Source organism: Cysteiniphilum sp. QT6929, assembly GCF_030035755.1.
GTDB classification, from domain to species: domain Bacteria; phylum Pseudomonadota; class Gammaproteobacteria; order Francisellales; family Francisellaceae; genus Caedibacter; species Caedibacter litoralis.
The window spans coordinates 2,126,185-2,151,064 of sequence record NZ_CP103983.1 but is presented as its reverse complement, the minus strand read 5'-3'; the positions used below and the strand labels follow the sequence as shown (position 1 = coordinate 2,151,064).

Below are 24,880 nucleotides of genomic sequence, written 5' to 3'. Positions count from 1 at the left end.
CATAGCCCTAATGATGCCATTTGGTCACAGGGCTAATGGAGCCACTTGAGTTGGCACCGTCAACTTAACTTTTTCTAATGTTAAGGATGCCTTCAGGCATATATTTTAGGCGCAAAGATCCCGAGCAGCCTGATTCCATATCTGCTTTGCCAACTGTAACAACCGCACGCCAAAGAATAAACGATAATTAGCCCTGACCCTGTCATCCCTGCTCCCTGCTGTCATCCTTGAGAATTTTTTACAGCGATCTGAAAAGCATTTGAGAAATTAAATAAATGTATCAACACTGACATTAAAACGATGAGCTAAAGATTTCAATTGCCTTATATTAAGCTCTCTTTTTTTATTCAAGATTTCTGAAACAACGCCTTGACTACCTAATTCTATAAGATCTGATTGCTTTAAATTATGTTCTTTCATCAAATACTTTAATGTATCTATGCCATCCGCTTTTGCAATCTTATAATGCTCACAGTCATAAGCTTCAATAATGTTAGATAGTAAATTAACAATGCCCCAAGCAGGATGATCTTCTTGATCTGCACATATGTCTAAGAGCTCATCTAAATAAGATGACAATTTTTTATATTCAGTTTCATTTTTTGGAATCATGGCAATAGGTTGAATGTACTGCCAATGTTGAAGGGCTTGTTGCACTGCATGACTCATTGTTTTCACCTCACTCTTTCCACTTATTTTTGTCATACTCTTTATGGGTTAGAATATGACGAATAAACAACTTAGGCTCTATTTGTGTTGTAAGGAGATTATAATTCATACTTATTGCATCGTTAGTTTTTTACAAAGGACGTTTTCTAACAACGAGAAAATTAATGCTTTTCCTCGCTTCTTTGCATTATGAACAAACTCAAAAAATGCCAAATACTTTGGTAGCTTTTCTTGAGAAATCCCTCGATGTGGTCTTAACCATGATCTTAATAGCGACCAACAACCCTCCTGAGTATTAACGTGGACTTCATAAAACCCATCACCATCCTCATCGCGTGCATATTCCCCAGAACCATGATTCACTGTTTTATGCTTATAGCCTAATTGCGTCAAATTGGCGTAAATGACATACTCATCCGTATAGACGGTACTGCCTGGCTGTATGCAAGATTCAATATAGGGTTTTATCGTCTTCTGTTTAACATCAGGTAGCATTTGCACCACAACATCTCCTCCACGTTGAATCATACCAAATACTGGCGGCTTTTCTTTTTCCAAAGTGCCTCGTCCTCGAGCTCCTTTCAATCGATTACGCCTTGCCTTACGCCCTTTTTTTTAACCGCTGTTGGATTACCCTTATGCCCTGCAACCACATACACTTCATCGCACTCGACCTCACCTGATAATACGGTAGGTTCTCGTCTTTGCTCGACACCTTCGCGTAATTGCATAGTCATGGTGTACACGTCAGTCTCATTCAGCTCCAACTCCTTTGCAATCTGCGCATTTGAGAGGTTTAGCCCCATGAAATAAAGGCATAGAATCCATGTCTTCAAAGGTTGGTGCCGATTGGTGAAAATCGTATGTGTTAAGTCGTCAAAATCTTTATCGCATTGTTTGCAATGGTAACGTTGGCAAAACTCTGCTTTACTTGAGGCTCCTCGCTTGATGATTTTGTCTGCCGACGCCATACAATGCGGACAAGTTACTCCATTTGACCAGCGCAATTTACGCACTGTTTCATAGCACTGCTGCTCATCTATTAAGTGTTGAATATTAATCATTGCCATATCTAATCACATAAAAACGTCATAAAACTACAGGATTTATCACTATTGCACAACACTTTATTTAACTCCCTGAAACACAAATAGAGCCTCAATTAATTGCAATTGTAGCTGCCCATCGATCACGTGTTTAAGCACAAAAAACTCACCCTCACGCAATAACGAGCGCACGCAAGATAATTGCACGTCGATCAGTGATAACTGTCCGGTGACATCACAGCGTCCACGACGTGCCCAACGAGAAAAGCTAAGCTCAGTCTTATTGTTTAACGCGTCACTTTTGCTTTTACACTGTATACGAATGCCTTTGTGCCCAATAATATTGGTGCACGCCATTGAAATATAGCCTTTGACGTAATCATTATTGGCATATGCTTCTCGCGCACGACGCAAAATGGCACTGGATTGTGACTCAATCATCTCATCGATATCACCACCTGAGAAAATATCCCGTACCAGATTGGAGCGCGCTGCCTCATACATCCGCTTTTGCATCACATTGTACGTCTTGCGCTGCAACGCATGCTGTGCTTTTGTTTTATCCTGTTTAAAAAGTGACAATAATCCCATTAACGCACCCTAAACCCTGTTGACATAAAGCTATTTGCTTTTTTACTTTTTTTATCTTGCTTAATAAGCTCCAACTGATTAATCGCAAAAACAAGCCGTGATTCCTCCGCGCGCAAGTCTTTCATCTCGCGATAGGTAACCGAATTACCCGCAGCGCTATAAGTGCCAATATGCGCATTGCTAATCGCTTTATTGATTGATGCGCGAATGCCCTCTAATTCAGCATATTTCTGCGCTAATTCTGTTTCAATATCCATAAAAAGCATAAGACCCCCATCTTTGTTAAGGATATTGTATGCGTAGGGATAGGGGGAGTTTGTGTAAACTTAACGTATTTGCTAAAACATCTTGATATATACTGAGTATTTACTAGAATAACTACAGATACGAAATAACGGCAGCGTTAAATGTTTGAATGGGATGAAAAGAAAAATAAACAGCTCAAGCAGGAAAGACATATCTCATTTGAGCAGATTGTTACGGCAATTGAAAATGGTGATTTACTAGCGATTGACGATAATGTTAATCACCCTAACCAAAGCATTCTGCGCGTTCGTATTGGTGACTATGTTTACTCTGTTGCCACAGAACAGCGTAACAATAACCTAAGGTTGATTACCGCTTATGCAGACCGTAAGCAAACTAAACGATTTGGAGGCGATACAAATGCGTAATACATCCCAAAAAAATAACATAAAAGCACTTGATGTCATTGAAGAAACTATTATGCAAGCTGATAAGCGCGGGGAATACAAGCCCATCGCGGAGGATGAGTTTAAAACACGCAAAGCACAGTTTGAGCAAATGGCTAAAGCAACCATGCAAAAAGTCAGAAAGCCAATTTCTTTTAAGCCAGACCCAACAACGCTTGCTGCTTTTAAAGAAAAGGCTGAGCATGAGGGCTTACCTTACCAGACGTTACTTAACTTCTTGATGAAGCAATATGTTGATGGGAATTTCAAGCTTGCCATTGTTAACAACCAAGGCACTTCTCATCGTTTGCAAAAATAAACCCTATCAAGTAAAGCAAGTGCTATTAGCCATCAAAAAATTGGAGGACATGCAAAAATGAATGCCGATCACTACACTTATCGCGTCACTTGGTCTGCTGATGATAATGAGTACATTGGCTTATGTGCTGAATTTCCATCCTTATCATGGCTCGACGCATCACCTGAAGCTGCTTTAAAAGGAATACGCACTACTGTCAGCGATGTCTTACTTGATATGCAATTATCTGGTGAAACCATTCCTGCACCGCTTTCTGAAAAGAAATACAGTGAATCATTCATGGTACGAATACCACCTGAAACACATCGTACCCTCGCAATTACAGCTGCTGAACAAGGCATTAGCCTTAATCAACTCGTTAGCTCAAAGCTCGCTTCACACTGAACTATTTGGAAACTCCGAACAGTTCAAAGCTTATAGCTTTTTTTAGCGCTCACTTTCTTGGGTTTGTCCTTTGTTTCTTTCAATAATTGCTGCCGTTTTAGGTTCAAATCAATATTCGTAATTCTCAATGCAGCCAGTGCGTAAATATAAGTATCTAATGCCTCGTTGCGCTTATCAGGGGCAACATTGTGCCATTCATACTTTGGGAATCTTTTTTGGTAACGCAGCAGGCGCTTTTCCGCAGTCAACTGCCCAAAATAGCGCTCATCACAAATATTAGCATCAAAATGGATCACGCTCGCACCTTGGCTATCATTGAGCTTTAAGCGATTGTACAAAATACTTTTGCCCTCATCGGTGCCAATGTTATATAAATCAAAGGCTTTTTTATTGGGCACACACTTGCGACTGGGTGCGGATACAAAGAGATGCTCACCACCACGCCCTTTAATTGCAAACGGCAAGCCAATTCGACTATGGCGCACGTAGTCATATGCCTTAGATGTCATGTTATTGGTGCCGCCAGTATCAAGGCAAGCAAAGGATATAGGCAATTGTTTACCGCAAACATGTAAGTAACCTGAGTTCGGAATTAAAATCCTTGATTTAAAAGGGTTTTATGGTGTTAAAATAAGTAATTCTTATGGTAATTTCTCAAGATCAACATGATAGAACTACTTATTTCAACATTTTGCCGCATAGACGACTTTTGCATTATCTATGAAAAGCAACTTAAACTCAAACAAATTGGCATGGATAGAAACAGAAAATATGGCAAAGCGCAACAGTTAGCAGTGAGTGAAATTATGACAATTCTTATTATGTTTCAGATAACTCAATATCGCAATTTCAAAACATATTACAACGAGTTTATCAAAGTTTATTGGCATGAATATTTTCCTCAAGCGCCATCGTATAATCGCTTTGTAGAGCTGATGAGTCAAGCGATTTTACCGTTGTCTTACTTTTTAACTTATCATCAAGGTGAGCGCACTGGTATTTATTATGTTGATGCAACAAAACTGCCAGTTTGTCATAACTTACGCGAGAAAAATCATAAGGTTTTTGAGGGACTAGCAGGTAAAAGCAAAACGAGTACAGGTTGGTTTTTTGGGCTGAAATTGCATCTTGTGGTTAATAATCTTTGTGAGCTTGTTAGCATTCGAGTCACTCGTGGCAACACTGATGATAGGACGCCATTGTTGGATATGTGTAAGGAACTTCAAGGGATGATTTTTGGCGATCGTGGTTATGTATCCAAAGCCAAAGCAGAATGCCTTGCAGAGCAAGGGCTTAAATTGATTACTACGCTCAAAAAGAATATGAAAAAGCTATTTAGGACTCCACAGGAAAAGCAATTGTTACGGCATAGAGGTATGATTGAAACTCTATTTGATCATTTGAAAAATAGTTTAATGTTGTGGCATACAAGGCATCGCTCACCTGTAAATGCATGCACACATTTGATGGCATGCCTTGCTGCATGGGTTATCGATCCTATCTCTATTGTGGGTCAGAAAAGATTGAGTGTTTTATGAACCGTAATTCCGAACTGAGGTTATCGATATACTCAAACAGTCGGCTGCCATAAGCGCGCAACTGCACACGTGTGCCGATTGGTGTGGTTAAAATATCTTTGATTGATTGCTTAACGTGCTCGATATCATCTAGCACACGCCCGCTATAGCGGTCTACCCCATGCATTGTTTACCCTCCCCCGATGGTATACAGCAAGGATAAGCGTTAAATCATGTTAGGTTTGTGCCGATTAATGCCTTAAAAAGCTAATTTACATTTTAATAAGAAACTCGTGCAAATTATTGCGCGGTACGAATAGATGTGCCCCTGATTTTTTAAAGCGATAGAAAAGTTCTAAATCAACTAACTTTTGAAAGTCCTTTCTTGCTGTCTCTATCGATATACAATGATGATTCTTATGTATACTTGGAGAATATACCATGTACTGATTTTCTAATGCATGACGCAACACAGAAATTTGTCGAGAGTTCAGCTCTTTTTTTAGCAAGCTATCTTTTAGAAACTCATCAACATTTTGCAGCTTGGCTGCTTGGTTTTTCAGATAGATAAACAAATCATCCAAAGCTTTATCAATTACTTCTAAATGGTAATGGATAAAATAGGTTAAATCATTATCATCAGTTTCTGTTTGTAAAAAGGCTTTCCCGTATTGTACAGGCGCATGCTGTATGATTCTGGAAATAGGCAAAAATTCCATCAACCAATAGCCAGATTTGGCTACATGCCAATAGTACAACGCCCTAGCTGTTCTACCATTGCCATCAACAAAGGGATGCTCATAGGCAAGCATAAAATGAATAATGATTGCTTTTATCACCGGATGAATAAAGCTGCTATGTAACTCCTCTGAATTTGCAAACTGATAGAGTTCATTTAGCCTTTGCCCTAGTAAACATGCTTTCGGTGGCTTATGAACAATTTCTCCATACTTATCAACCACGCACACATTATCACTTTCTTTTCTAAATCCACCAATCTGGTGATTAGATTCCAGTGTATCAATCGTGATGATACTGTGAAGCTCAAATAGAAACTCTTCGTTTAATCTGTCCTTTATTTTCCCCTGTAAAAAGCTCATGGCGTTGTAATTATTATAAATCATCTTTTCACCTTGATCGCGTGGCTTCCTTTCAGACAAGATCATATCTTTGGCAACCTTTCTAGTGGTTACTGCACCTTCCAATTGACTAGATGAAATTGATTCTTCAAGCAGGGATTTAAACAAATATTCATCCTTGCTTTTCTCCGTAAGCAAGCCAGATTGAGCCTTAATTGCACCACCAGAAAATTTATCTATCTTGTGCACCAACCTTTGTATCTTATCTGTATTAACAAAATAAAATGGTTTTCCGCTTTCATCAACTAACCCTGTATTTATGCCGTTGCTCATGCGGTGTAACTTAATGAGATTCCATAATGCTTCTGCCGAAAAGCCCAAGCCCGCAGCTTTATATCTTAGCTTATCCCAATGGATATACTCATCATCACTAAATGCTCTAAGCTTAGGCTGTGAATGATACTTTGCAATCTGTTCCGAGGTTGGCACTTCAAACTTAGGTGGTTTCTGCATATCCGACAACTTTATTATTTTTGGAGAATTAACACATAAAGTAGCATAAAAATAAAAACAAACCAAGTTTTCAAAAATTTGGTTTTAGATCATTTTAAATACAATGTTAATCTTATTGTTTCAAAAGAAACACAACACAACTACCCACAAAATAGCCTATCAAGCTAAATAGTGCCTGACCGGAAATGACAGGAGATAATATAAAATAAGGCTTTGACGGCAGAGGTTTCAAATAAATTTTTTTAACTCTATTCTCACATAAGCTTATTTCACGTTGTTTCTTGGTGATTTGAGCAATATCTCTGTCAAACTTCCCCTGTTTTTTTGCGACAATAAACGCCAATAAACAACTTCGTTTATTTTTCCATGCGCAACATACTTTTATCTCCCCAATTAAGTTTTGGTCAAACATACATCGGTGATATAAACATTAACCTCGATTCAAGAGATGATATCCCTCGCATTCTTTTAGGCTTACAGCCTGTTTATGAAGACACTCAAACACGCCAAGTCATTGAAAGCACTTTGGCAAGTGTGTTAAGTGACAAACAGATAAACACAGGTCGTCAGGGCATGGATATGTGGCGAGTGTTTGTGCTTGGAATCATGCGCTTAAATCTCAACTGTGATTATGATCGTTTGCAAGAGCTAGCCAATGAACATAGGACGTTACGACAAATGCTTGGTCATGGTTTTCTAGATGAGAATAAACGCTATGCTTTGCAAACCATTAAAGATAATGTTGGCTTGCTAACTGAGGAGGTTCTATTTCAATTAAATATCATTATGGTTAACCATGGACATCGTTTATTGAGTGCTACAGATAAGCCCTTGTTGGCGCGTTGTGATTCTTTTGTTGTTGAGCGTAACGTGCATTTCCCAACGGATATTAGCTTGTTGTTTGATGCTTTATGCAAAGCAATTCATTTGACAGCACAAGCCTGCGAGCGTTTGAATATAAGCGATTGGCGTCAATCTGATTATAATATTAGGCAATTAAAAAAGGCATTGCGTAAAGCTCAGCAAAGTAAAAAAGGTAAGAAACAAGATCATATCACTCAAGCACATCAAGCCTATTTGGATAAGGCGCAGTTATACTTGAATAAATTAAGTCAAACACTGAAGAAATTAGATACGTTTTCACGGTGCTCCATTGAACCATATATTGACCATAGCACACGACAATTTCAGCAGACGTATGATCGTGTCATTGAGAATAAAACCATAGAGTCATCGCAAAAGGTATACTCTATTTTTGAGCCAGATACTGAGTGGGTTAACAAAGGAAAAGCGGGCAACAAAATCGAACTGGGCATTAAAGTGGCCATCATGGAAGATCAGCACCAGTTTATTTTACATCATCGTGTCATGAGACAAGAGCAAGATGCTGATATCACCGTTGATATCATTAAAGACACACAGATTAACTTCCCTCAGTTGCAAGGTTGCAGTTTTGATAAAGGTTTTTACTCGGCAGTGAATCTCACGGAAGCTAGAAAGCTGATTAATAAAGTGGTTATGCCTAAAAAAGGCAAGTTAAACCAACTGGAGAAGTCACAAGAGAGTGATCCTGAGTTTGTGAAAACCAGACATCAGCATTCGGCAGTTGAGTCAGCAATCAATTGTTTGGAACAGCACGGACTTGATCGTTGTCCAGATAAGGGAAAAAGAAGGGTTTGATTGTTATGTGGCTTTGGCTGTTTTATCTCGCAATATTCAACGCATTGGTGAAATTGTGCAGAAAAAGCGACGTAAGCAAAAGACCAGAAAAAAGCGAAAATTGAGTAAGGCTGCTTAGCAAATATCATTGAATTTAGAGTCAAAAAAACACGCAAACAAGCTCTTGGGGATTTGACGTGGGTTTAATTTGATATTTTCAAGCGACTTGGGTTTGTTTTTGATCATTGAGCAATGAATTTATCAAAATGTGCTGGAAACAACAATGCAGAAGGCCAAATATCAGCCCATCTGTCGCGCTGAAAATGCAAAATATCGCTATTTCCGTTCAGGCACTATTTAAAGCAATCACCTAGGGGAGAATAATAGATGAATCTTAAACAAATAAAAACTCTAGCAATTTCAGGCTGTGGGGCAGGTATCGAATACTATGACTTCGCAATCTTTGCATACTTTACACCCATTTTAGCAAAAGCATTCTTCCCAGAAGAATCTACCACACTGGGCGTCCTGTATGCTTTTATTATTTTGGCTCTAGGCTATTTCATTCGCCCTGTTGGAGGGCTTATTTTTGGTATAATTGGTGATCGTTATGGCAGAAAGACAAGCTTCTTTTTCACAATGCTAACACTGGCAATAACAACATTCATCATGGCGATAATGCCAACTACTCAAGACATTGGTATTGTTGCTGCTATCATGTTTGCTTTACTTAGGATAGTGCATGGGATAGCTATTGGCGGTGAGATTCCAACTGCAATAACCTACAGTGTGGAATATTTTCCAAAAAGGAAAGGATTTGCTGTTAGCATAATTTTTTCATGTCTTGGATTGGGTATTTTATTAAGCACTTTCATTTTTATGCTAGTCAGTAACATTCCATCATCAAGCATGCTATATGACTATGGTTGGCGAATTGCCTTTATGTTTGGCGCTGCATTATCAATTATTTTTTGAGAAAAAACTTATATGAAACCTCTGACTTCATGGCTTTAATACAGCAACCTATGAATTTAAAAGCTAAAAAACATTTTATTTCAAGCATAGCTATTTATAATACCCCAAGAAATTTAAACAGTATCTTTTGAAATTCATTTCCGATATATTGTTGAAAGTGAAATGAACAGAGGGCGTATTTATGAGCACAAAAAGGACAAGTTACTCATCCGAGTTTAAGGTCAAAGTTGTATTGGAATTATTGGCAAATGAGCTTACGTTAGCAGAGCTTGCTAGCAAACATAATATAACCACAAAAAACATCCAAAACTGGAAGAAAATCTTCTTGGATAATGCAGTTATTGCTATGGAGCCAGCCAAGGCGGTTAAAGAGTACAAATCTGAAAATGATAAGCTTCAACATGAGGTGGATAAGTATGCCAAGAAAGTTGGTCAACTTACGATTGAAAGGGATTGGCTTGAGGGAAAGCTCGCAAGCTTGGACTTATCAACTAAAAAATCTATGGTGGAGTCCAAGCTAGAAAATATTTCCATAGTTAAGCAATGCCAATTATTAGGTATAAATCGAGGCAACTGCTATTACACGCCTAAAATCAATAAGGAAGCACTTAAAATTAAAGCGCATATCCAGAAAATCCATGAAGAAATCCCTATTTATGGTGCGCTGAAGGTTCATCAGCAATTACTTGAGGATGGATTTAGTGTCAGCGTGAATACGGTGCAGAAATACCGTCAGGAAATGGGCTTAAAAGCGGTGTTGGCTGTCAGGTTTCCTAATTTGTCCGAGCCTTGTAAACAGCATGTTAAATACACTTATAAACTGCGTGGTATTAATATTTGTCGCGTTAACCAAGTGTGGTCTACTGATATCACGTATGTGAAGCTTAAGGGTGGTATGGTTTATCTTGCTGCGATAATTGATTGGTATTCAAAAGCCGTATTAAGTTGGCGTATATCGAATACGATGGATAGTAGCCTGGTAATGAGTGTTTTGCATGAAGCCCTTGATCGCTTTGGCAACCCTGAGATTTTTAACACTGACCAAGGCAGTCAATATACCTCGCATATACATACTGAGGCATTATCCAGTAGAGGTATTACTATCTCAATGGATGGTAAAGGGCGAGCTACTGATAACATTTGTATTGAGCGTTTTTGGCGCAGTGCAAAATGCGAGCGAATTTATCTTAATGAATATGGTTCTTTGCCTGAGCTTAGGTCTGATCTTGCTGATTATATTGATTTTTATAATCACCGTAGATTTCATGAGAGCTTGGGATACAAAAAACCAATGCATGTGTACAAAGAAGGTGTTATTAACTTTAAAAGTCAGGCGCAAAAAACATTGCAGGTTGCATGACATGTATAGGAATAAGAATTTTTAAAAAACTGTATTGACACTTCGGGGTAGAATAATTGGTGTGTTGCTAGTATCCCCCGCTGCTATACTCACCACGCAACTATTCCTATTTCTACCCAGCTATGCCAGCACTTATTTACTGAAAACTCCCCAAAAATTTAAAAGCGTGTACAATACGTCCGAAGCAATGATATAAGAAGAGGAATCACAAGGATGTCGCACACTACTTTTGGTGATCACATGAGTAAATTATTAAACAAAATGACATCAAAGGTGTCTTTTAAAAAATGTGAAGACCATACTGGAAAAGGTTTTAGAGCATGGCAGTTTAAACCTTTATTCAATCAGTAGCAGCCAAAAGGAGTACGAAAAATTGAGACGGACAATTACAGGTGACAATAAGCTAAATGACTTTGATCCCGAGCAAATTAGTGAAGTACTATGTACTGAAGCAGCCAAGAAATATGAAGCTTCCGATAATGTTATTTTGATTCATGATCCCAGTGAGATACGCAAAAAATATACCAAGCAGGCAGAGCATATAGGAAAAGTAAAGGATCTGAATAAGAAAACCATCAATGGCTACAGCAGCTTCAATACAATTGCCGTTAATTTAGATAATAAACAGATTGATTTATTGGGTCATGAGCTATACAGCAACAAGCAGCCAGAGTTTTTATCAAAAGAAACGATTGAACAGTTGAATTCTGGTGCGGATATCGTGATTTCACAGGAGTCTAAAGAAGCCTATGATGACGATAGTTATTTGACTTCAAAGCGCGTAGCATTAAAGCATATTAAATCCTGCTCTAACGCCTTAAAAGAAAAGAATTCAACATTGAATATTACGCATGTATTAGATCGTGAGTTTGATGATAGCGAGTACTTTGATTTTATACAGGAAATGAAAGATGAGTTTGTCATACGATTGAAGAAAAGCAGGACGGTTTCAGGCTTAAGCGGTGATAAGGAGCAAAAAGGGAAATTGATAGATCACGCCTTTGAACATTCATATACTTTCTGTATTCAAAAGCTGTATATCAGTGGACGCTGTTTTCAGGATTGCGTGATCAAGGCCAAATGGCAGAAGATTGGGCAGTATCATGTTGTTTTAATGACGCTGCTTGATCGCAAGGGCAAAGAAGCTTTTGACGAACCGATGCTTTTAATCACAAATAAGGAGCTTATGAATCAATATGACGTTTACAACGTTTATGATTGCTATTTAAAGCGCTCTCGTATTGAGGGTGTGTTTAAATTTATCAAAGGTGAGTTAGGCTGGGAAGAGTTTAGGATAAAAGACTTTGAAGGGATTAAAGCCATTACTGCTATTGGTTTCTTTGTTGCATCTTATTTATATGAGATTGGTCAAGGTGAAGTTTATGATGACTTTGTTGTATTGATTGCACAGCTTGGCGGCTCTAAATCAGGTGAAGTAACAAGGCATTACATCTTGGAAGGAATGAAAACATATCTTGCAAAACTACGCGTAGATCAGTTTATTGAGGAGCATCAGATAAGCCAAGCAGACTTAAAAGCCATATTGAATTTTATTGGGCGAGGAGAAATTTAAAAAATGAGGAGTTTTCAGTATTTAGGAATGAGCAAAAATATTCTGTCAGATCATATTTTCTATGGCTCTTGCATCATGATATTAGGCTGCCTTGTTGGCGGCTTAGTTAGCGACTACATCAATAAAAAAACATTATTTTGCTTTTTATTACTATTGATTTGTCTGCTTAGTTATATATTTTACAATCAACTGATCGATGGACATTTAAACACTCTTTTGCTAATGCTTATTTTTGCCTTTTTTGGCATGCTAGCATCAACCTACACAGTGATAATAGCCGAAATATCTCAAGCAAACTTTAGATGTAGAAGCATTGGGCTATCCTACAATCTTAGCTATTCAATATTTAGAGCACCAATTCCAGCATTATCTGTTCTCATTTTAGACTCTACAAATTTGATAATGCTACCATTTTGGCTAATTGCTTTAAGTTCAATCATTGGCATAATCGGAACTGTAGCAACACTAAGCATATGGAAAAACATAAATCAACATCAAACTTTAACATGCAATCAAACCATATAAATTATAAGGAAACACCATGGAAATATGGCTAGACAGTTCAGACTTAAACGACGCTACATATTTTGATGCCATAGGGTTAATAAATGGCATCACAACCAATCCTAAGATATTAGCAAACAGTCAAGGAAGCCCCTTGACCACGCTGCAAAAACTACTTGCTGTAAATGAACAGCCTATATGCGTTCAGGTTACTGCAACGCATACGGATGCAATTATTTCTCAAGCACGCCATTTGAGAGCTATATCTCATCGCTTTATAATAAAAATCCAAGCCAATGAGTTCGGTTTTAAGGCTATGAAAAAGCTTGTTAGCAAAAATATTCCAGTGTTATCGACTGCCGTATTTACAGCGGGACAGGTGCTTACTTCTTGCAAGCTCAACGTTGACTACATTGCGCCATATTTAAATCACATTAAACAATCAAATCAAAACTGGCAAAAAGAAACTCAACGCATGGCTGATATTGTTGATAGCTTCAATTGCAAAAGCAAATTAATGATGGCAAGCATAAAAAGCATTGATGACATTTACTACAGCATGGACATTGGCGCGCAAGCGGTGACTGCACCGAGCGATGTTTTAAAAGCTTTCTCCGAAGAACCAGCGCAAACATCTGACGCTTTGAAAAAGTTTAAAAATAGCTGGGCAACTGTCGAGGATGATTTGTTTAATGGCAGCGCTTGTACTCTCTAAGGACAGAATTAATTTTTGTTTGGTAGCCTTTCCCCATTGATTTAAAATAATCAATAACATCGCTATCAAGACGAATTGTTACAGATTTTTTCTTATGGGCTAATGGCTCAAATTGAGCCCAATCAGCATCACCCATGTCAACGCTGTCAGAATAATCAATCTCGCTATCTTTCATCTGCTTAATAGCGCTTAATTGCTGCTTGATATTTGGTTTTTTCTCTTTCATTTGCTTTCCTCATTGATATGATTCTAATATTACCACTTCGCTTCGTGTATACAATATTAAACAAAGAGCCATCATACATTGAATAAGCTATGTATCTCGTTTCGCCGTAGTCAACTCTGTTATCAATTGCAACAAGCATCGAGTCATTAAAAAGATATTCAGCAAGCTCAAATGATACTTTGTGCTTTTCCAAATTTAACAGACTTTTTGCTTCATCCCATTCAAATTTCATATTTATTGCAACTGATATAACTTAAACAAAGTGTACATACAAAAGTATTTACTGTCAATATGTGTTAATGATTCTGGAACAGAATAGAGAATGACTTGTTTAATAACCTAATCACACAACATAACTTTGTGTAGCAAAAATTTAAAATTTACACAAACTCGACTCATACCATCAGTTATCTTAAATCAAAATTTTTATCAGTTATGTTACCTTGCCTTGTTACCAATGATGATTTTTTTGGTAACAACGTTTTTCCTTTGGTACCCATGTGGTACCCAAAAATAAAATCCCATGTTATAAATTCACTTTTAAATTTCTCTGTAAAGCTTATGGGGAAAGGATTTGAAGATGGTGGGCCCTGCAGGACTCGAACCTGCGACCAACGGATTATGAGTCCGCTGCTCTAACCAACTGAGCTAAGAGCCCTTAAACTTCCGGCTATTTTAGCCCATCATCTTAGTTTTGCAAGCATAATTCTGCTGTTTCCCATGCTGTTGTGACGAAAACTAGGTAATTCTGGTTCATACTGCCTAAAAGTGTGTTTATACTAGGTGGCTAACGAGGTTTCTCAACAAGGTTAAATCAATGCATTCATTACATACGCTTTCATCAGCACGCTTACATTTTTCTGCTCACTTTGATGAGCATCATCATAATGCAGATCTCATTATTGCGATTGCCGATAATGAAACACAATGGCACAACTTACCCTCAGGTGAGCTTCTTTACTCACGCAAACAATCTCAAGCGCCAAAATGTAAAAAAGGCTACCACACACATCTACCCAATGCCAAAGGCACACACATTATCATCAAAGAGAATGTTGGCGAATGCGAACTCTATTTATGGCTTAAAGATTTATCTGAGCTGGTTAAGAGTACAAATATTACTAAGGCTAAGAACATTGTTTTCCTTGCTGAGAATGCTAGCGAATCAACTGCTGACGCTTGTATGCGCACACTATTAGCACATACTGAAGAGATGCCTAATTATAAGCGCGAGCATAAAGCACAGGAAGTTAGCATTGAAATCATTGGTGATTATAGCGAAAGTGATTTCTTAGATGTACTTGCGAAGCATAAAGGTAATGCACTGGCGCGTCGCCTAACTATTTTCCCAACCAATTATTTAACGCCACAGATCTATATCAGTCTACTGGAAGATATTGCCAAACGCGAGGATTGGCAATACACACTTTATGACAAAGAAAGCTTGGCTGAAATGGGTGCCGGTGCCTTTAGTGCGGTGGCATGTGCCTCTGAAGTTGCGGGCATTGTGAAGTTAACATATACGCCTAAAGATTTTAACAAAACAATCGCGCTTGTTGGCAAGGGAATCTGTTTTGACACCGGAGGTGTAAGCTTAAAACAGCCACAATATATGTATGGCATGAATGACGATATGATGGGCAGTGCTGTTGCTGTTGGCAGCTTACTGTCATTAAGCCTTTTGCAAGTCCCTTATCAAGTACATTGTTACCTTGCGATCACTAACAATAACATTGGTGAGCGTGCTTTTCTGCCCAATGAAGTCGTCACCGCATTAAATGGTAAAACCATTGAAGTGGTTGATACCGATGCTGAAGGGCGCATGGCGCTATCTGATACATTGTGCTTGGCAAGCCAAGATAAACCTGAGCTCATTATTGACTATGCAACATTAACCGGTGCGGCGGTACGCGCGCTGGGCACTGAGTATTCTGCAATTTTTAGCAACAACTATGACTGGCAACCAAACTTAGTTAAATATGGTGCCAAATGCGCTGAAAAAGTTTGGCCGTTTCCAATGGACAAGCATTATCTTAAAGCACTTGACTCTGATATTGCTGATTTAAAACAATGTTATGTCACTGGCAATGCCGATCATATCTTGGCAGCTAAATTCTTACAGCAATTTGTCGGTAAAGACATTCGCTGGTTACATATGGATTTAGCTTCATGTCGCCACAAGGATGGGCTAGCACCAGTACCGACTGACATTAGTGGTGTTGGGGTTTGGTATACCTGTGAGCTTGTTGAGCAATTTTTAGTTTAATATGACTACCATAAATTATTTGTATTGAATAAAACATTGATACTTTTGGGTAATTAGACTGCAATGAGTTATACCAACTTATAAATTAAAAGCGATATCGCTCGCTTTAATACCTTTAGGAGTTAATCCTTCATGTTCAAAAAAGTTTAATTGATCATTGATATTAGCCATATTAAGTTTGCTCTCAGGACTAAGTCTCATAGCACCTTCTTTGATTAACTGCTCCGCCTGCTGTTGTGATAAACCAGGATAAACATATCTTTTTAAAATAGCTATTATATCTACTTTCTCTTTATCAGAGCTCTTCCTATCAACTAATGCTTCATTATAATCATTAGCGCCTTTTTCAAGTGCTTTTTTAAAGGCACGCACTAGCTCTTTATGATTCTTAATTAATGTTATTGACGTGAACATAACTGTTATTTGATAGTCGGGAATGATATCGAAGATTTTACCTATAATTTTTGCATCATTATTATTTACCATCTGTTTCCCTACTCCTGGAATGATCGTCATAGAGGATATGGTGCTTCGCTTTAATTGCTCCTTGATTGTAGTTACATCATTAAGCACCTTGATAGGCAAATTCGCAATATCTAATTTCTCATAGATTTTATACGCCATATAATGAAAGGTTGAACCTTTGCTAGTCAATCCAAATAGCGTGTTATTGTAGTTATTAAACGCTTTAATATTTGTTAGTCCATTATTGTAGTCTTTTACAGAAGATAAGATTAATTGACTATTTTGAGCATCTTCCTTAAGCATACTGCCAAATATTTTAATTTTTTCGTAACTACCCAGCAGCTTGTTAATTGAACTGTGGAACTTTGCCATTAAAGACATCCGCAATGGTATCAATAATCTTCCAACCCTGTTTGCGTGCAGTTGATAATAATGTGCGAATACGCACAAACTTTTGAGCGCCAGTTTCACTACGAAAGCAGCCTGATACCTTTTGTTTTACCTTCATCATACGCAAGTCATTCTCAGCCTGGTTATTAGTAAAAGGCACTTCTGAATCATAGATAAATCTAAGCACGTCATTCTTGTAATCACGCAATCGTAATAATAAGTTGTGCCCCGTTCGTCGCTTTTTTCTACCTCGTTTACCAGTGCTTCCTAAAGGCATCAAAATTTCATGGTATTTAAGACCATCCGCTACAATCCGATCATAAATTTTGCTGATTAAAACTTGCTTATTAGGCAATAGTACTGATTGATCAGATATATTCACCAAATGACAGCTTTTCCTCAGTAATCTCATCATACGTTTTGCCCAAATTTCGCCATCTTCAGCTAAAGATCTTAACTCACGCAAGTGATGAGCATTGCATAATGCATGACTTATACCTTCAAGGGTAAAATAGGATTTCCAATGATCATGAACCACGATACCTGTTAGACCAGTCAGTAGAGATTTACGCTTAGGACTCACGTGATAATAAGTATAGTTAGCATTTGAGCAAACATGTAACCATTGGGTTTTTGAGCATATGCGATAACCAGTTTCATCTAAATGTTTAACTGGAGCATTTTTAAGCTGATCAAGAACCATTTGCTCGAATTCAATCAATTGATCAGCACATGTTTGACTAAACTCTGCAATACTGGCTTTTGCCACACTAACACCAAATAAATCTTCTAACAACTGCTGAATGCGTTGCTCAGGAATAAAGTGTTGATTTTGCAAATACGTTGTATAGCTTTTTAGCTTATTACCATACTGCACTGGCGCATTAATACCTTCTGGAAAACTTGCCGTCGTATATTTCTGACAGTTCGGACAACACTTTTTCTCATGACAATATTCAATCACCTTAAGCTTTGGCATTTCAGGTAGATCATGTAACTGGCGTCTTACATAGCCTTGTGCTTTTGTGTCACTTAAATCGCTCTGGCAATGATCGCAACTCGTTACAGATTTAGTCACGACTTCATCTGGTTTAGCTTGCCAAAGATTGCTACCATTATGATCTTTTTGACCACCTGATTTCTTCTTGGTAGCCTTGGATTTAAGTTTACCTTTTTCGCTGACACTGTTATTTTTGTTAGGACGTGACAAACCATCGCTTGAAGGCGGTTTTGAGCTGTTACGACTATTCTTGGAAAGCCGCTTCTTAAGTTGCTCAATCTCCTCTTTTAATCGAGCATTTTCACGCTCAAGCGTGTCGATTCTAGCCAATAGCTCTTGAATCATTTTTTCTAGTTTCATATCCATCGATCAAATTACGCCATATTTATTTGCAAATGAAAACATCAAATCTGGAAAAATTGCCAAAAATTACTGTTTATCAAAATCTAACCTGCTGGGTAGTTACATTTTTTCATTAATGCCTGAGGCATTATTAACTAGTTCAGGAGTGATTGCCGTAATTGCAAAATCAATATCTCCCACAATTAATCCATTAGCCATAGCATATGCACTATCATAATATCTAAACTTAACGATCAATTTTTCTTTCTTAAAATAGCCTTTCTCATATGCAATAAAACTAGCTGCATGAGAAGGGAATTTTAAAGCACCTAAAATAATTTCCCTACCATTATATTTATCCCCTTTATAAGCAAAAGTTTGGGAAAAACCCGACACTAATACGATCATCGATAAAGAGCAGATTATTAAACGTAAATATTTCATTATTTCAACCTCCTAATATGAAATCTCACTTGCTTCCAAAGTTAATTCTGTATCAAACCAAACCCAATAAAGAATCTTAATTTGCTCGTAATTTGAGTGCAAAAGACACAACGAAACATTGTTTTATTTAAAATAATCAATCCACTGCATTTTCTTCCTTCAGTTATCTCAAGCTTCCTATTAAGTTATTGCCTTACATAAAGCATAAATGGAATAGCTATATATCAGTGAAACAGCAGCCTATAAGTATTTGAATGCAGCCTCCTTACTATCAGACTAATAGATAGCAATAAAAATCAAAAGATACAATCTGATACCTTTTATTGTCTACTTAATGCGCCTCATCCCAATTATCGCCAACGCCAACATCAACAATAAGCGGCACTTGCAATAAAGCCGCTGACTCCATAAATTGCTTTATTTCTTTACTGATTTTTTCCACCTGATCATCTTTGACTTCAAATACCAGCTCATCATGCACCTGCATAATCATTCTGGCATCAATATTCTCTTTGATAATCCATTCATCAATTAAAATCATCGCACGCTTGATAATATCAGCCGCTGATCCTTGCATCGGTGCATTGATTGCCACGCGTTCCGCTGCACGTTTTTTTGCCATATTACGCGAATTAATCTCTGGCAAATATAAACGCCTACCAAAAATGGTCTCAACAAAGCCATGCTGCATAGCATAGGCTTTGGCATCTTCCATATAACGCTTAACCCCAGGATAACGCGCAAAATAGATATCAATATACTCTTGTGCTTCGCCGCGTGGAATGCCTAATTGCTTTGCCAAACCAAATGCGCCCATGCCATAGATTAAGCCAAAGTTAACTGCCTTGGCTTGACGACGTTGCTCAGGTGTTACGTCATCCGCTTTAATCCCTAATGTCTCAGCAGCTGTTGCCCGATGCACATCTAAGCCTTGCTGAAAAGCGTGAAGTAAATTAGGATCTTGCGATAAATGCGCCATGATTCTTAACTCCACTTGCGAGTAATCCGCCGCTAAAATCTTATAACCCTTCTTAGCAATAAATGCCTTTCTAATCTCACGCCCCACACTTGAGCGGATCGGGATATTTTGCAGATTAGGCTCAGTTGATGACAAACGCCCTGTGCTTGTTACTGCTTGCTGATAGGAAGTGTGCACCCGTGATGTTTTACTATTGATCATCAATGGCAGCTTATCGGTATAGGTTGTTTTTAATTTCACTAAATGGCGATGCTCCATAATAAGCTTAGGCAAGTCATAAATCTCTGCCAACTCCTGAAGTGCATCTTCAGCCGTTGAAGCCTGCCCACCTTGTGTTTTTTTCAAGATTGGCAACCCCATCTTATCATAGAGAATCTCACGCAATTGCTTGGGAGATGATAAGTTAAATGTCTCTCCAGCTAATTCAATACACTCTTTTTCTAACTGGAAAATTTTTGCCGTGAGTGATGCGCTTTGCGCTTTTAATAAATCGGCATCAACTTTAACACCGATACGCTCCATGCGATCGATGACAAAGCTCACCGGTAATTCTTCTTTGATATATAACTCACGTAAGCTGTCTACAGTCTCTAACTCGCTCCAAATACGCTCATGCAAACGATAAGTGATATCCGCATCCTCCGCCGCATAAAACCCAGCCTTAGCTATATCGATCTGATTAAACGTCAGTTGATTTTTGCCCTTACCTGCTAGCTCCTCAAAGCTCACTGTTTTGACACCTAGATAATGGTGAGCCAATGAATCCATATCATGGCGTGTTGCCGAGCTATTTAGCACATAAGACTCAAGCATTGTGTCATATTTGACACCTTTGACATTAATACCAACGGTGCTTAAAACTTTTAAATCAAACTTGGCATTTTGTGCAATTTTAGCCACTTGATCATCTTCTAAAATCGGTTTTACTTTATTAACAACCCAATCTAGTGCTAATTGTGTTGGTGCATTGTCATAATCATGTTGCAGTGGAATATAGACCGCGTGATGTGGCTTTAAAGCAAATGACATACCAACAAGACGCACATTAAAGGTATCTAATGAGTCTGTTTCAGTATCAAAAGCAAAGACTTTCGCTTTTACTAATTCAGTATAAAAGGTATTGAAATCTTCTTCCGTCAAAATAATCTGATAGTTTAAAGTTGATTGAGTATCAATAGTCTCCACTCCAGTCTTTTGCGCATCAGACACAATATTTGCTTCATGCTCAAGCTCACGCAACCAGCCTTTAAATTCATATTGTGTAAACGCCCTCTTCAGATAATCAACATCCGGCTTAACACAGAGCATATCTTGAACGGTGTATGGTAGATCCAAGTCACATTTAATGGTAGCTAGTTGATAAGATAGCGGCAGAAAGTCAATACTCTCTCTTAGATTCTCACCAACCTTACCCGATATTTTATCGGCATTTTCCATAACACCTTGTAAGCTTTGATATTCTGCTAGCCACTTTACTGCTGTTTTCGGTCCCACTTTTGGCACACCGGGGATATTGTCCGAGGTATCCCCCATCAACGCCAAGTAATCAATAATTTGCTCAGGGGTGACTCCAAATTTAGCAATGACTTTCTCGCGATCGGTAATCTCATTTTTCATCGTATCCATTAAGGTGATATGCCCATCAACCAGTTGTGCCATATCTTTATCACCCGTTGAGATAACCACTTCATGCCCTTCTTTAGCAAAGCGCTTAGCCAATGTCCCAATAACATCATCAGCCTCAACCGCATCGATGACAATCAGTGGAAAGCCAAGCTTTTGCACCATATCATGCACAGGGGAGATTTGCACTCTAAGCTCATCTGCCATTGCCTTACGATTGGCTTTATATTGAGGATATAAATCATGTCTAAAATTCTTACCCTTAGCATCAAAAACCACAGCAATATGATCGGTATTGAGCTGCTTAGGTAATTTCTTTAACATATTGATTACACCAAAGATCGCACCTGTTGGCTCACCCTGACGATTGGTTAATTGTGGCAAGGCGTGAAAAGCACGAAAAAGATAAGATGATCCATCAACAAGAACGATTTTTTGAGTGTTTGACATAAAGGTAATCTAATTTGTAAAAAGATAATCTATCATACCTGATCAGACTTTAAAGATGTAGCACTCTATTATAATTTAAGCCAAACCACCCCACGTTCATATATCTAGTGCCTGACCGGAAATGACTGGAGATCATATAAAATAAGGTGACTTTCCGGTGAGCCCGTGCGCAGTGAATTTTTTTTGATTTTTTTTCTTATATTTTTCCAAAAAATGAGGTATTGCTATAAATAAACCTGATCTATTGTTTACAGCAATTCCCACTAACCTCTCAAGACTAGATAAATCAAGGTCTCCAGAAAATGATTTTCGTAATCTCTTTTCTAATAAACCTTTCAACCATAGGCTTTCAGAGAGTTTTTCAGCGGGAACTACTGTATTGTTTCTTTTACGATGGTAAAGAAAATATAATACCCCTCACCCAGAACCAGCAAAAAGATCAATAATTGGATATGACATATTTTTCTGTTTATTTGACCTTACTGTAACTTTGATCACAATCAAACATCAATATTCACGACATTAAGCGCATTACTTTCAATAAAGTCGCGTCTAGGTTCAACATCATCACCCATCAGCGTTGAGAATAACTCATCAGCAGCGACAGCATCCGCAATGGTCACTTGCAGCATACGACGCTCAGCAGGATCCATTGTTGTCTCCCATAATTGCTCTGGGTTCATCTCACCAAGACCCTTATAGCGCTGTACATTCTGCCCACGCTTGGCTTCTGCGATTAACCACTCCATTGCTTGCTCAAACGTATCAACAAACTCTTTTTTGCTTCCTCGCTCGACATATGCGGCTTTGGTTAAAAGACCATTGAGTGCGACACCCAGTTCAACAATGCTTTGATAGTCTTTGCTTTCAAAAAAGCTCAAGTTAAAGCTATATTCAGTATTTACACCATGCAATAAACGCAAGAGTCTAAGTTTAGTGACTTTCTCATCTTCATGCTGTTCGCTATGAATAGCTGTTGTGTAAAATTCATAACCGCCAGAGAGCTTGTTGGCATGCTCAGCAAAGCCTTGCCACCAAGTGCTTAACGCTGATTCATCTTCTGTTGCAGGATATGGCGCATAGCTAACAAGTGCTTTAAGTGCATTGACTGGATAGCGCCGTGATAAAGTAGTGATTTTCGCACTGGTTTTTTGATATTGCTGATACAAATTCTCCAAACCAACACCTGAGATAGGTGGGATGTTGTCCCCTGGGAATAACGACGCGCCCTCAATACCGATACTTCCTAAGTATTGCGCTAAAGCGGCATCATCTTTGAGATATGTTTCCTGCTTGCCGCGCTTGACCTTATACAATGGCGGTTGTGCAATATAGATATAACCGCGCTCAATAAGCTCAGGCATTTGACGATAAAAGAAAGTCAAAAGTAACGTCCGAATGTGTGAACCATCAACATCAGCATCCGTCATAATAACAATACGGTGATACCTTGTTTTATTAGGATCATACTCATCACGTCCAATACCACACCCCAAGGCTTTGATTAACGTGCCGACTTCTTGCGAGCTTAGCATCTTATCAAACCGCGCTTTTTCAACGTTTAAGATCTTGCCTTTCAATGGCAAAATAGCCTGCGTTCTACGGTCACGTGCCTGCTTGGCTGAACCACCCGCGGAGTCTCCCTCCACGATATAAAGCTCGGATAATGCCGGATCTTTTTCCTGACAATCAGCAAGCTTGCCGGGTAAGCCGGCAATATCCAAAGCACCTTTTCTGCGTGTCATTTCACGCGCTTTTCTTGCCGCTTCTCTAGCGCGCGCTGAGTCGATAATCTTATTGGCAATCAGCTTTGCTTCATTTGGATTCTCAAGTAAAAACTCTTGAAGCTTCTCATTCACCAATGCTTCAACAGCGGTTTTCACTTCAGAGGAAACGAGCTTATCCTTAGTTTGTGATGAGAATTTAGGATCGGGTACTTTCACCGATAGCACGGCAGTTAAGCCTTCGCGCGCATCATCACCTGATGTGCTGATTTTAAGCTTTTTATTTAAGCCTTCTGACTCAATATAACCATTAACCGTACGTGTTAACGCTGCTCTAAAGCCCGATAGATGCGTACCACCATCTCGTTGTGGAATATTATTCGTAAAACAATAGACGTTTTCTTGATAGGACTCATTCCATTGCATTGCCAACTCAACGACAACGCCACTGCGTTCACCTTGAATACTAATGATATTTTGATTCAACGGTGTTTTGCTTTTATTTAAATGCTCAACGAATGCACTAATACCACCTTCATATTGGAAAGTAACTTGCTGGTCATTGATCTTATCAATCAGTTGAACCTTAACACCTGAGTTTAAAAATGATAGCTCACGAATACGCTTTGCTAAAATTTCATAACTAAACTCCACAATTGAAAAAGTTTGAGGTGATGGCTTAAAGCGAATCATTGTCCCTTGCTTGGTGGTATCACCTATTTCTTTTAACGGTGCTAATGGCTCACCATGAGCATAGAATTGTTGATACTCTTTGCCATTTTTCCAAACACGCAACTCAAGACTTTCAGACAACGCATTAACCACTGACACACCAACACCATGCAAACCACCTGATACTTTATACGAGTTATCATCAAATTTGCCCCCAGCATGCAGTACCGTCATAATGACTTCCGCTGCTGAACGTCCTTCTTCTGGATGGATATCAACAGGAATCCCTCGACCATTATCACTGACTGACACCGAACCATCAGTATGCATGGTCACAATAATATCATCACAGAATCCTGCTAACGCCTCATCGATGGAGTTATCAACAACCTCAAATACCATATGATGAAGACCTGAGCCATCATCCGTATCCCCAATATACATACCTGGGCGTTTACGTACCGCCTCAAGCCCTTTTAATACCTTAATATTTGACGAATCATAAGTTTTAACGTCGGACATTCAGTCACTCCATTTTCATTCAAAACAAATCGCCACAGAGTATACCAAAATTTAGCGCTAAAGCCTTTAATTTATTGCCTGTCAAATACAGATGAAATTCGACGAGTATAATCATGTCAACGTTAGGGTCAATTTGTTATTGACCCACCTAAGTTTTGATAAACAAGGAAATACAAACATC

Annotated in this window: 24 protein-coding genes and 1 tRNA gene; 11 read left to right on the top strand and 14 right to left on the bottom strand. The window is 38.5% G+C overall.

The genetic code is table 11. The features are described 5' to 3' along the window. Positions 1-267 precede the first annotated feature (267 nt). The 5 genes from NYP54_RS09380 to NYP54_RS09360 all read right to left on the bottom strand — a co-directional run bounded on the left by NYP54_RS09380 (position 268) and on the right by NYP54_RS09360 (position 2,572). Positions 268-669, bottom strand: coding sequence for a helix-turn-helix domain-containing protein (locus NYP54_RS09380; RefSeq protein ID WP_283156282.1), 402 nt, complete (start codon positions 667-669; stop codon positions 268-270). 111 nt (positions 670-780) lie between these two features. Next, positions 781-1,254: an IS1595 family transposase gene (locus tag NYP54_RS09375; RefSeq protein ID WP_283156281.1), complete on the bottom strand. Its 474-nt coding sequence runs from the start codon at positions 1,252-1,254 to the stop codon at positions 781-783. After that, positions 1,251-1,739, bottom strand: a complete 489-nt coding sequence (locus NYP54_RS09370) for a transposase (RefSeq protein WP_224728298.1) — start codon at positions 1,737-1,739, stop codon at positions 1,251-1,253. The genes NYP54_RS09375 and NYP54_RS09370 overlap by 4 nt, the downstream gene beginning before the upstream one ends. A gap of 57 nt (positions 1,740-1,796) precedes the next feature. Next, positions 1,797-2,306, bottom strand: a complete 510-nt coding sequence (locus NYP54_RS09365; RefSeq protein ID WP_283156280.1) for a phage portal protein — start codon at positions 2,304-2,306, stop codon at positions 1,797-1,799. Then, positions 2,306-2,572, bottom strand: a complete 267-nt coding sequence (locus NYP54_RS09360) for a hypothetical protein (protein WP_117004156.1) — start codon at positions 2,570-2,572, stop codon at positions 2,306-2,308. The genes NYP54_RS09365 and NYP54_RS09360 overlap by 1 nt, the downstream gene beginning before the upstream one ends. 141 nt (positions 2,573-2,713) lie before the next feature. On the opposite strand from NYP54_RS09360, the gene NYP54_RS09355 reads away from it, so the two are divergent. The 3 genes from NYP54_RS09355 to NYP54_RS09345 are packed head-to-tail and all read left to right on the top strand — an operon-like array spanning position 2,714 to position 3,701. Further along, on the top strand, positions 2,714-2,980 hold the full coding sequence (locus NYP54_RS09355) for a BrnT family toxin (protein ID WP_117004157.1): 267 nt from the start codon (positions 2,714-2,716) through the stop codon (positions 2,978-2,980). Next, entirely contained in the window at positions 2,973-3,317 is a 345-nt protein-coding gene (locus NYP54_RS09350; RefSeq protein WP_283156279.1) for a hypothetical protein, read from the top strand. Before NYP54_RS09355 ends, NYP54_RS09350 begins: the two co-directional genes overlap by 8 nt. A 57-nt stretch (positions 3,318-3,374) precedes the next feature. Then, positions 3,375-3,701, top strand: coding sequence for a type II toxin-antitoxin system HicB family antitoxin (locus NYP54_RS09345; RefSeq protein ID WP_283156278.1), 327 nt, complete (start codon positions 3,375-3,377; stop codon positions 3,699-3,701). A 23-nt stretch (positions 3,702-3,724) separates the two neighbouring features. Here NYP54_RS09345 and NYP54_RS09340 read toward each other — a convergent pair whose 3' ends face one another. Beyond that, entirely contained in the window at positions 3,725-4,294 is a 570-nt protein-coding gene (locus NYP54_RS09340; RefSeq protein WP_283157527.1) for a terminase gpA endonuclease subunit, read from the bottom strand. Between the two features lie 72 nt (positions 4,295-4,366). Here NYP54_RS09340 and NYP54_RS09335 point away from each other — a divergent pair, with 72 nt between their 5' ends. Continuing rightward, positions 4,367-5,239 (top strand): IS982 family transposase, encoded by an 873-nt coding sequence (locus NYP54_RS09335; RefSeq protein ID WP_283155809.1) that lies wholly within the window; start codon positions 4,367-4,369, stop codon positions 5,237-5,239. A 251-nt stretch (positions 5,240-5,490) separates the two neighbouring features. On the opposite strand, the gene NYP54_RS09330 is transcribed toward NYP54_RS09335, so the two are convergent. Further along, entirely contained in the window at positions 5,491-6,810 is a 1,320-nt protein-coding gene (locus NYP54_RS09330) for a Fic family protein (protein ID WP_283156277.1), read from the bottom strand. A 366-nt stretch (positions 6,811-7,176) separates the two neighbouring features. On the opposite strand from NYP54_RS09330, the gene NYP54_RS09325 reads away from it, so the two are divergent. From NYP54_RS09325 to NYP54_RS09300, 6 genes are all read left to right on the top strand, one after another. Continuing rightward, positions 7,177-8,490, top strand: coding sequence for an ISNCY family transposase (locus NYP54_RS09325; RefSeq protein ID WP_283156276.1), 1,314 nt, complete (start codon positions 7,177-7,179; stop codon positions 8,488-8,490). A 366-nt stretch (positions 8,491-8,856) separates the two neighbouring features. Continuing rightward, the gene (locus NYP54_RS09320; RefSeq protein ID WP_283156275.1) at positions 8,857-9,444 is read left to right on the top strand and encodes an MFS transporter; all 588 of its coding nucleotides are present in this window, start codon (positions 8,857-8,859) and stop codon (positions 9,442-9,444) included. A gap of 181 nt (positions 9,445-9,625) precedes the next feature. Beyond that, complete coding sequence (locus tag NYP54_RS09315; protein ID WP_283156092.1) at positions 9,626-10,804, top strand: IS3 family transposase; 1,179 nt, start codon at positions 9,626-9,628, stop codon at positions 10,802-10,804. A gap of 289 nt (positions 10,805-11,093) precedes the next feature. Then, positions 11,094-12,377 (top strand): transposase, encoded by a 1,284-nt coding sequence (locus NYP54_RS09310; RefSeq protein WP_283156274.1) that lies wholly within the window; start codon positions 11,094-11,096, stop codon positions 12,375-12,377. Positions 12,378-12,404: 27 nt separating this feature from the next. Continuing rightward, positions 12,405-12,902, top strand: coding sequence for a hypothetical protein (locus tag NYP54_RS09305; RefSeq protein WP_283156273.1), 498 nt, complete (start codon positions 12,405-12,407; stop codon positions 12,900-12,902). 16 nt (positions 12,903-12,918) lie between these two features. Further along, a complete protein-coding gene (locus NYP54_RS09300) occupies positions 12,919-13,596 on the top strand; it encodes a transaldolase family protein (protein ID WP_283156272.1) in 678 nt (225 codons plus the stop codon). Here NYP54_RS09300 and NYP54_RS09295 read toward each other — a convergent pair. Further along, complete coding sequence (locus tag NYP54_RS09295) at positions 13,571-13,822, bottom strand: BrnA antitoxin family protein (RefSeq protein WP_117003010.1); 252 nt, start codon at positions 13,820-13,822, stop codon at positions 13,571-13,573. The two genes, NYP54_RS09300 and NYP54_RS09295, sit on opposite strands and share 26 nt — an antisense overlap. Positions 13,823-14,403: 581 nt before the next feature. Further along, positions 14,404-14,480 (bottom strand) — tRNA-Ile (locus NYP54_RS09290). A gap of 159 nt (positions 14,481-14,639) precedes the next feature. On the opposite strand from NYP54_RS09290, the gene NYP54_RS09285 reads away from it, so the two are divergent. After that, on the top strand, positions 14,640-16,088 hold the full coding sequence (locus NYP54_RS09285; RefSeq protein WP_283156271.1) for a leucyl aminopeptidase family protein: 1,449 nt from the start codon (positions 14,640-14,642) through the stop codon (positions 16,086-16,088). 78 nt (positions 16,089-16,166) lie between these two features. Here the strand turns inward: NYP54_RS09285 and NYP54_RS09280 are convergent, their stop codons facing one another. From NYP54_RS09280 to gyrB, 5 genes are all read right to left on the bottom strand, one after another. Further along, the gene (locus tag NYP54_RS09280; RefSeq protein ID WP_283156270.1) at positions 16,167-16,925 is read right to left on the bottom strand and encodes a hypothetical protein; all 759 of its coding nucleotides are present in this window, start codon (positions 16,923-16,925) and stop codon (positions 16,167-16,169) included. Beyond that, entirely contained in the window at positions 16,900-18,309 is a 1,410-nt protein-coding gene (locus tag NYP54_RS09275) for an IS66 family transposase (protein WP_283155771.1), read from the bottom strand. Before NYP54_RS09275 ends, NYP54_RS09280 begins: the two co-directional genes overlap by 26 nt. A gap of 96 nt (positions 18,310-18,405) precedes the next feature. Then, a complete protein-coding gene (locus NYP54_RS09270) occupies positions 18,406-18,729 on the bottom strand; it encodes a hypothetical protein (protein ID WP_283156269.1) in 324 nt (107 codons plus the stop codon). A 331-nt stretch (positions 18,730-19,060) separates the two neighbouring features. Then, the gene (gene polA / locus NYP54_RS09265) at positions 19,061-21,781 is read right to left on the bottom strand and encodes a DNA polymerase I (RefSeq protein ID WP_283156268.1); all 2,721 of its coding nucleotides are present in this window, start codon (positions 21,779-21,781) and stop codon (positions 19,061-19,063) included. Positions 21,782-22,281: 500 nt separating this feature from the next. Then, positions 22,282-24,699 carry a DNA topoisomerase (ATP-hydrolyzing) subunit B gene (gene gyrB / locus NYP54_RS09260; RefSeq protein WP_283156267.1) on the bottom strand — a complete coding sequence of 806 codons (2,418 nt, stop codon included), beginning with the start codon at positions 24,697-24,699 and terminating at the stop codon, positions 22,282-22,284. Between the last annotated feature and the right edge of the window lie 181 nt (positions 24,700-24,880).

Bases quoted from the DNA above. Each gene is read 5' to 3' on its own strand.
- NYP54_RS09360 (WP_117004156.1), bottom strand. From the start codon at position 2,572: ATGCTTTTTATGGATATTGAAACAGAATTAGCGCAGAAATATGCTGAA.
- NYP54_RS09285 (WP_283156271.1), top strand. From the start codon at position 14,640: ATGCATTCATTACATACGCTTTCATCAGCACGCTTACATTTTTCTGCT.
- NYP54_RS09350 (WP_283156279.1), top strand. From the start codon at position 2,973: ATGCGTAATACATCCCAAAAAAATAACATAAAAGCACTTGATGTCATT.
- NYP54_RS09355 (WP_117004157.1), top strand. From the start codon at position 2,714: ATGTTTGAATGGGATGAAAAGAAAAATAAACAGCTCAAGCAGGAAAGA.
- NYP54_RS09345 (WP_283156278.1), top strand. From the start codon at position 3,375: ATGAATGCCGATCACTACACTTATCGCGTCACTTGGTCTGCTGATGAT.
- NYP54_RS09305 (WP_283156273.1), top strand. From the start codon at position 12,405: ATGAGCAAAAATATTCTGTCAGATCATATTTTCTATGGCTCTTGCATC.
- NYP54_RS09370 (WP_224728298.1), bottom strand. From the start codon at position 1,739: ATGGCAATGATTAATATTCAACACTTAATAGATGAGCAGCAGTGCTAT.
- NYP54_RS09380 (WP_283156282.1), bottom strand. From the start codon at position 669: ATGAGTCATGCAGTGCAACAAGCCCTTCAACATTGGCAGTACATTCAA.
- polA (WP_283156268.1), bottom strand. From the start codon at position 21,781: ATGTCAAACACTCAAAAAATCGTTCTTGTTGATGGATCATCTTATCTT.
- NYP54_RS09325 (WP_283156276.1), top strand. From the start codon at position 7,177: ATGCGCAACATACTTTTATCTCCCCAATTAAGTTTTGGTCAAACATAC.
- NYP54_RS09320 (WP_283156275.1), top strand. From the start codon at position 8,857: ATGAATCTTAAACAAATAAAAACTCTAGCAATTTCAGGCTGTGGGGCA.
- NYP54_RS09275 (WP_283155771.1), bottom strand. From the start codon at position 18,309: ATGGATATGAAACTAGAAAAAATGATTCAAGAGCTATTGGCTAGAATC.
- NYP54_RS09280 (WP_283156270.1), bottom strand. From the start codon at position 16,925: ATGGCAAAGTTCCACAGTTCAATTAACAAGCTGCTGGGTAGTTACGAA.
- NYP54_RS09270 (WP_283156269.1), bottom strand. From the start codon at position 18,729: ATGAAATATTTACGTTTAATAATCTGCTCTTTATCGATGATCGTATTA.
- NYP54_RS09300 (WP_283156272.1), top strand. From the start codon at position 12,919: ATGGAAATATGGCTAGACAGTTCAGACTTAAACGACGCTACATATTTT.
- gyrB (WP_283156267.1), bottom strand. From the start codon at position 24,699: ATGTCCGACGTTAAAACTTATGATTCGTCAAATATTAAGGTATTAAAA.
- NYP54_RS09295 (WP_117003010.1), bottom strand. From the start codon at position 13,822: ATGAAAGAGAAAAAACCAAATATCAAGCAGCAATTAAGCGCTATTAAG.
- NYP54_RS09330 (WP_283156277.1), bottom strand. From the start codon at position 6,810: ATGCAGAAACCACCTAAGTTTGAAGTGCCAACCTCGGAACAGATTGCA.
- NYP54_RS09335 (WP_283155809.1), top strand. From the start codon at position 4,367: ATGATAGAACTACTTATTTCAACATTTTGCCGCATAGACGACTTTTGC.
- NYP54_RS09365 (WP_283156280.1), bottom strand. From the start codon at position 2,306: ATGGGATTATTGTCACTTTTTAAACAGGATAAAACAAAAGCACAGCAT.
- NYP54_RS09315 (WP_283156092.1), top strand. From the start codon at position 9,626: ATGAGCACAAAAAGGACAAGTTACTCATCCGAGTTTAAGGTCAAAGTT.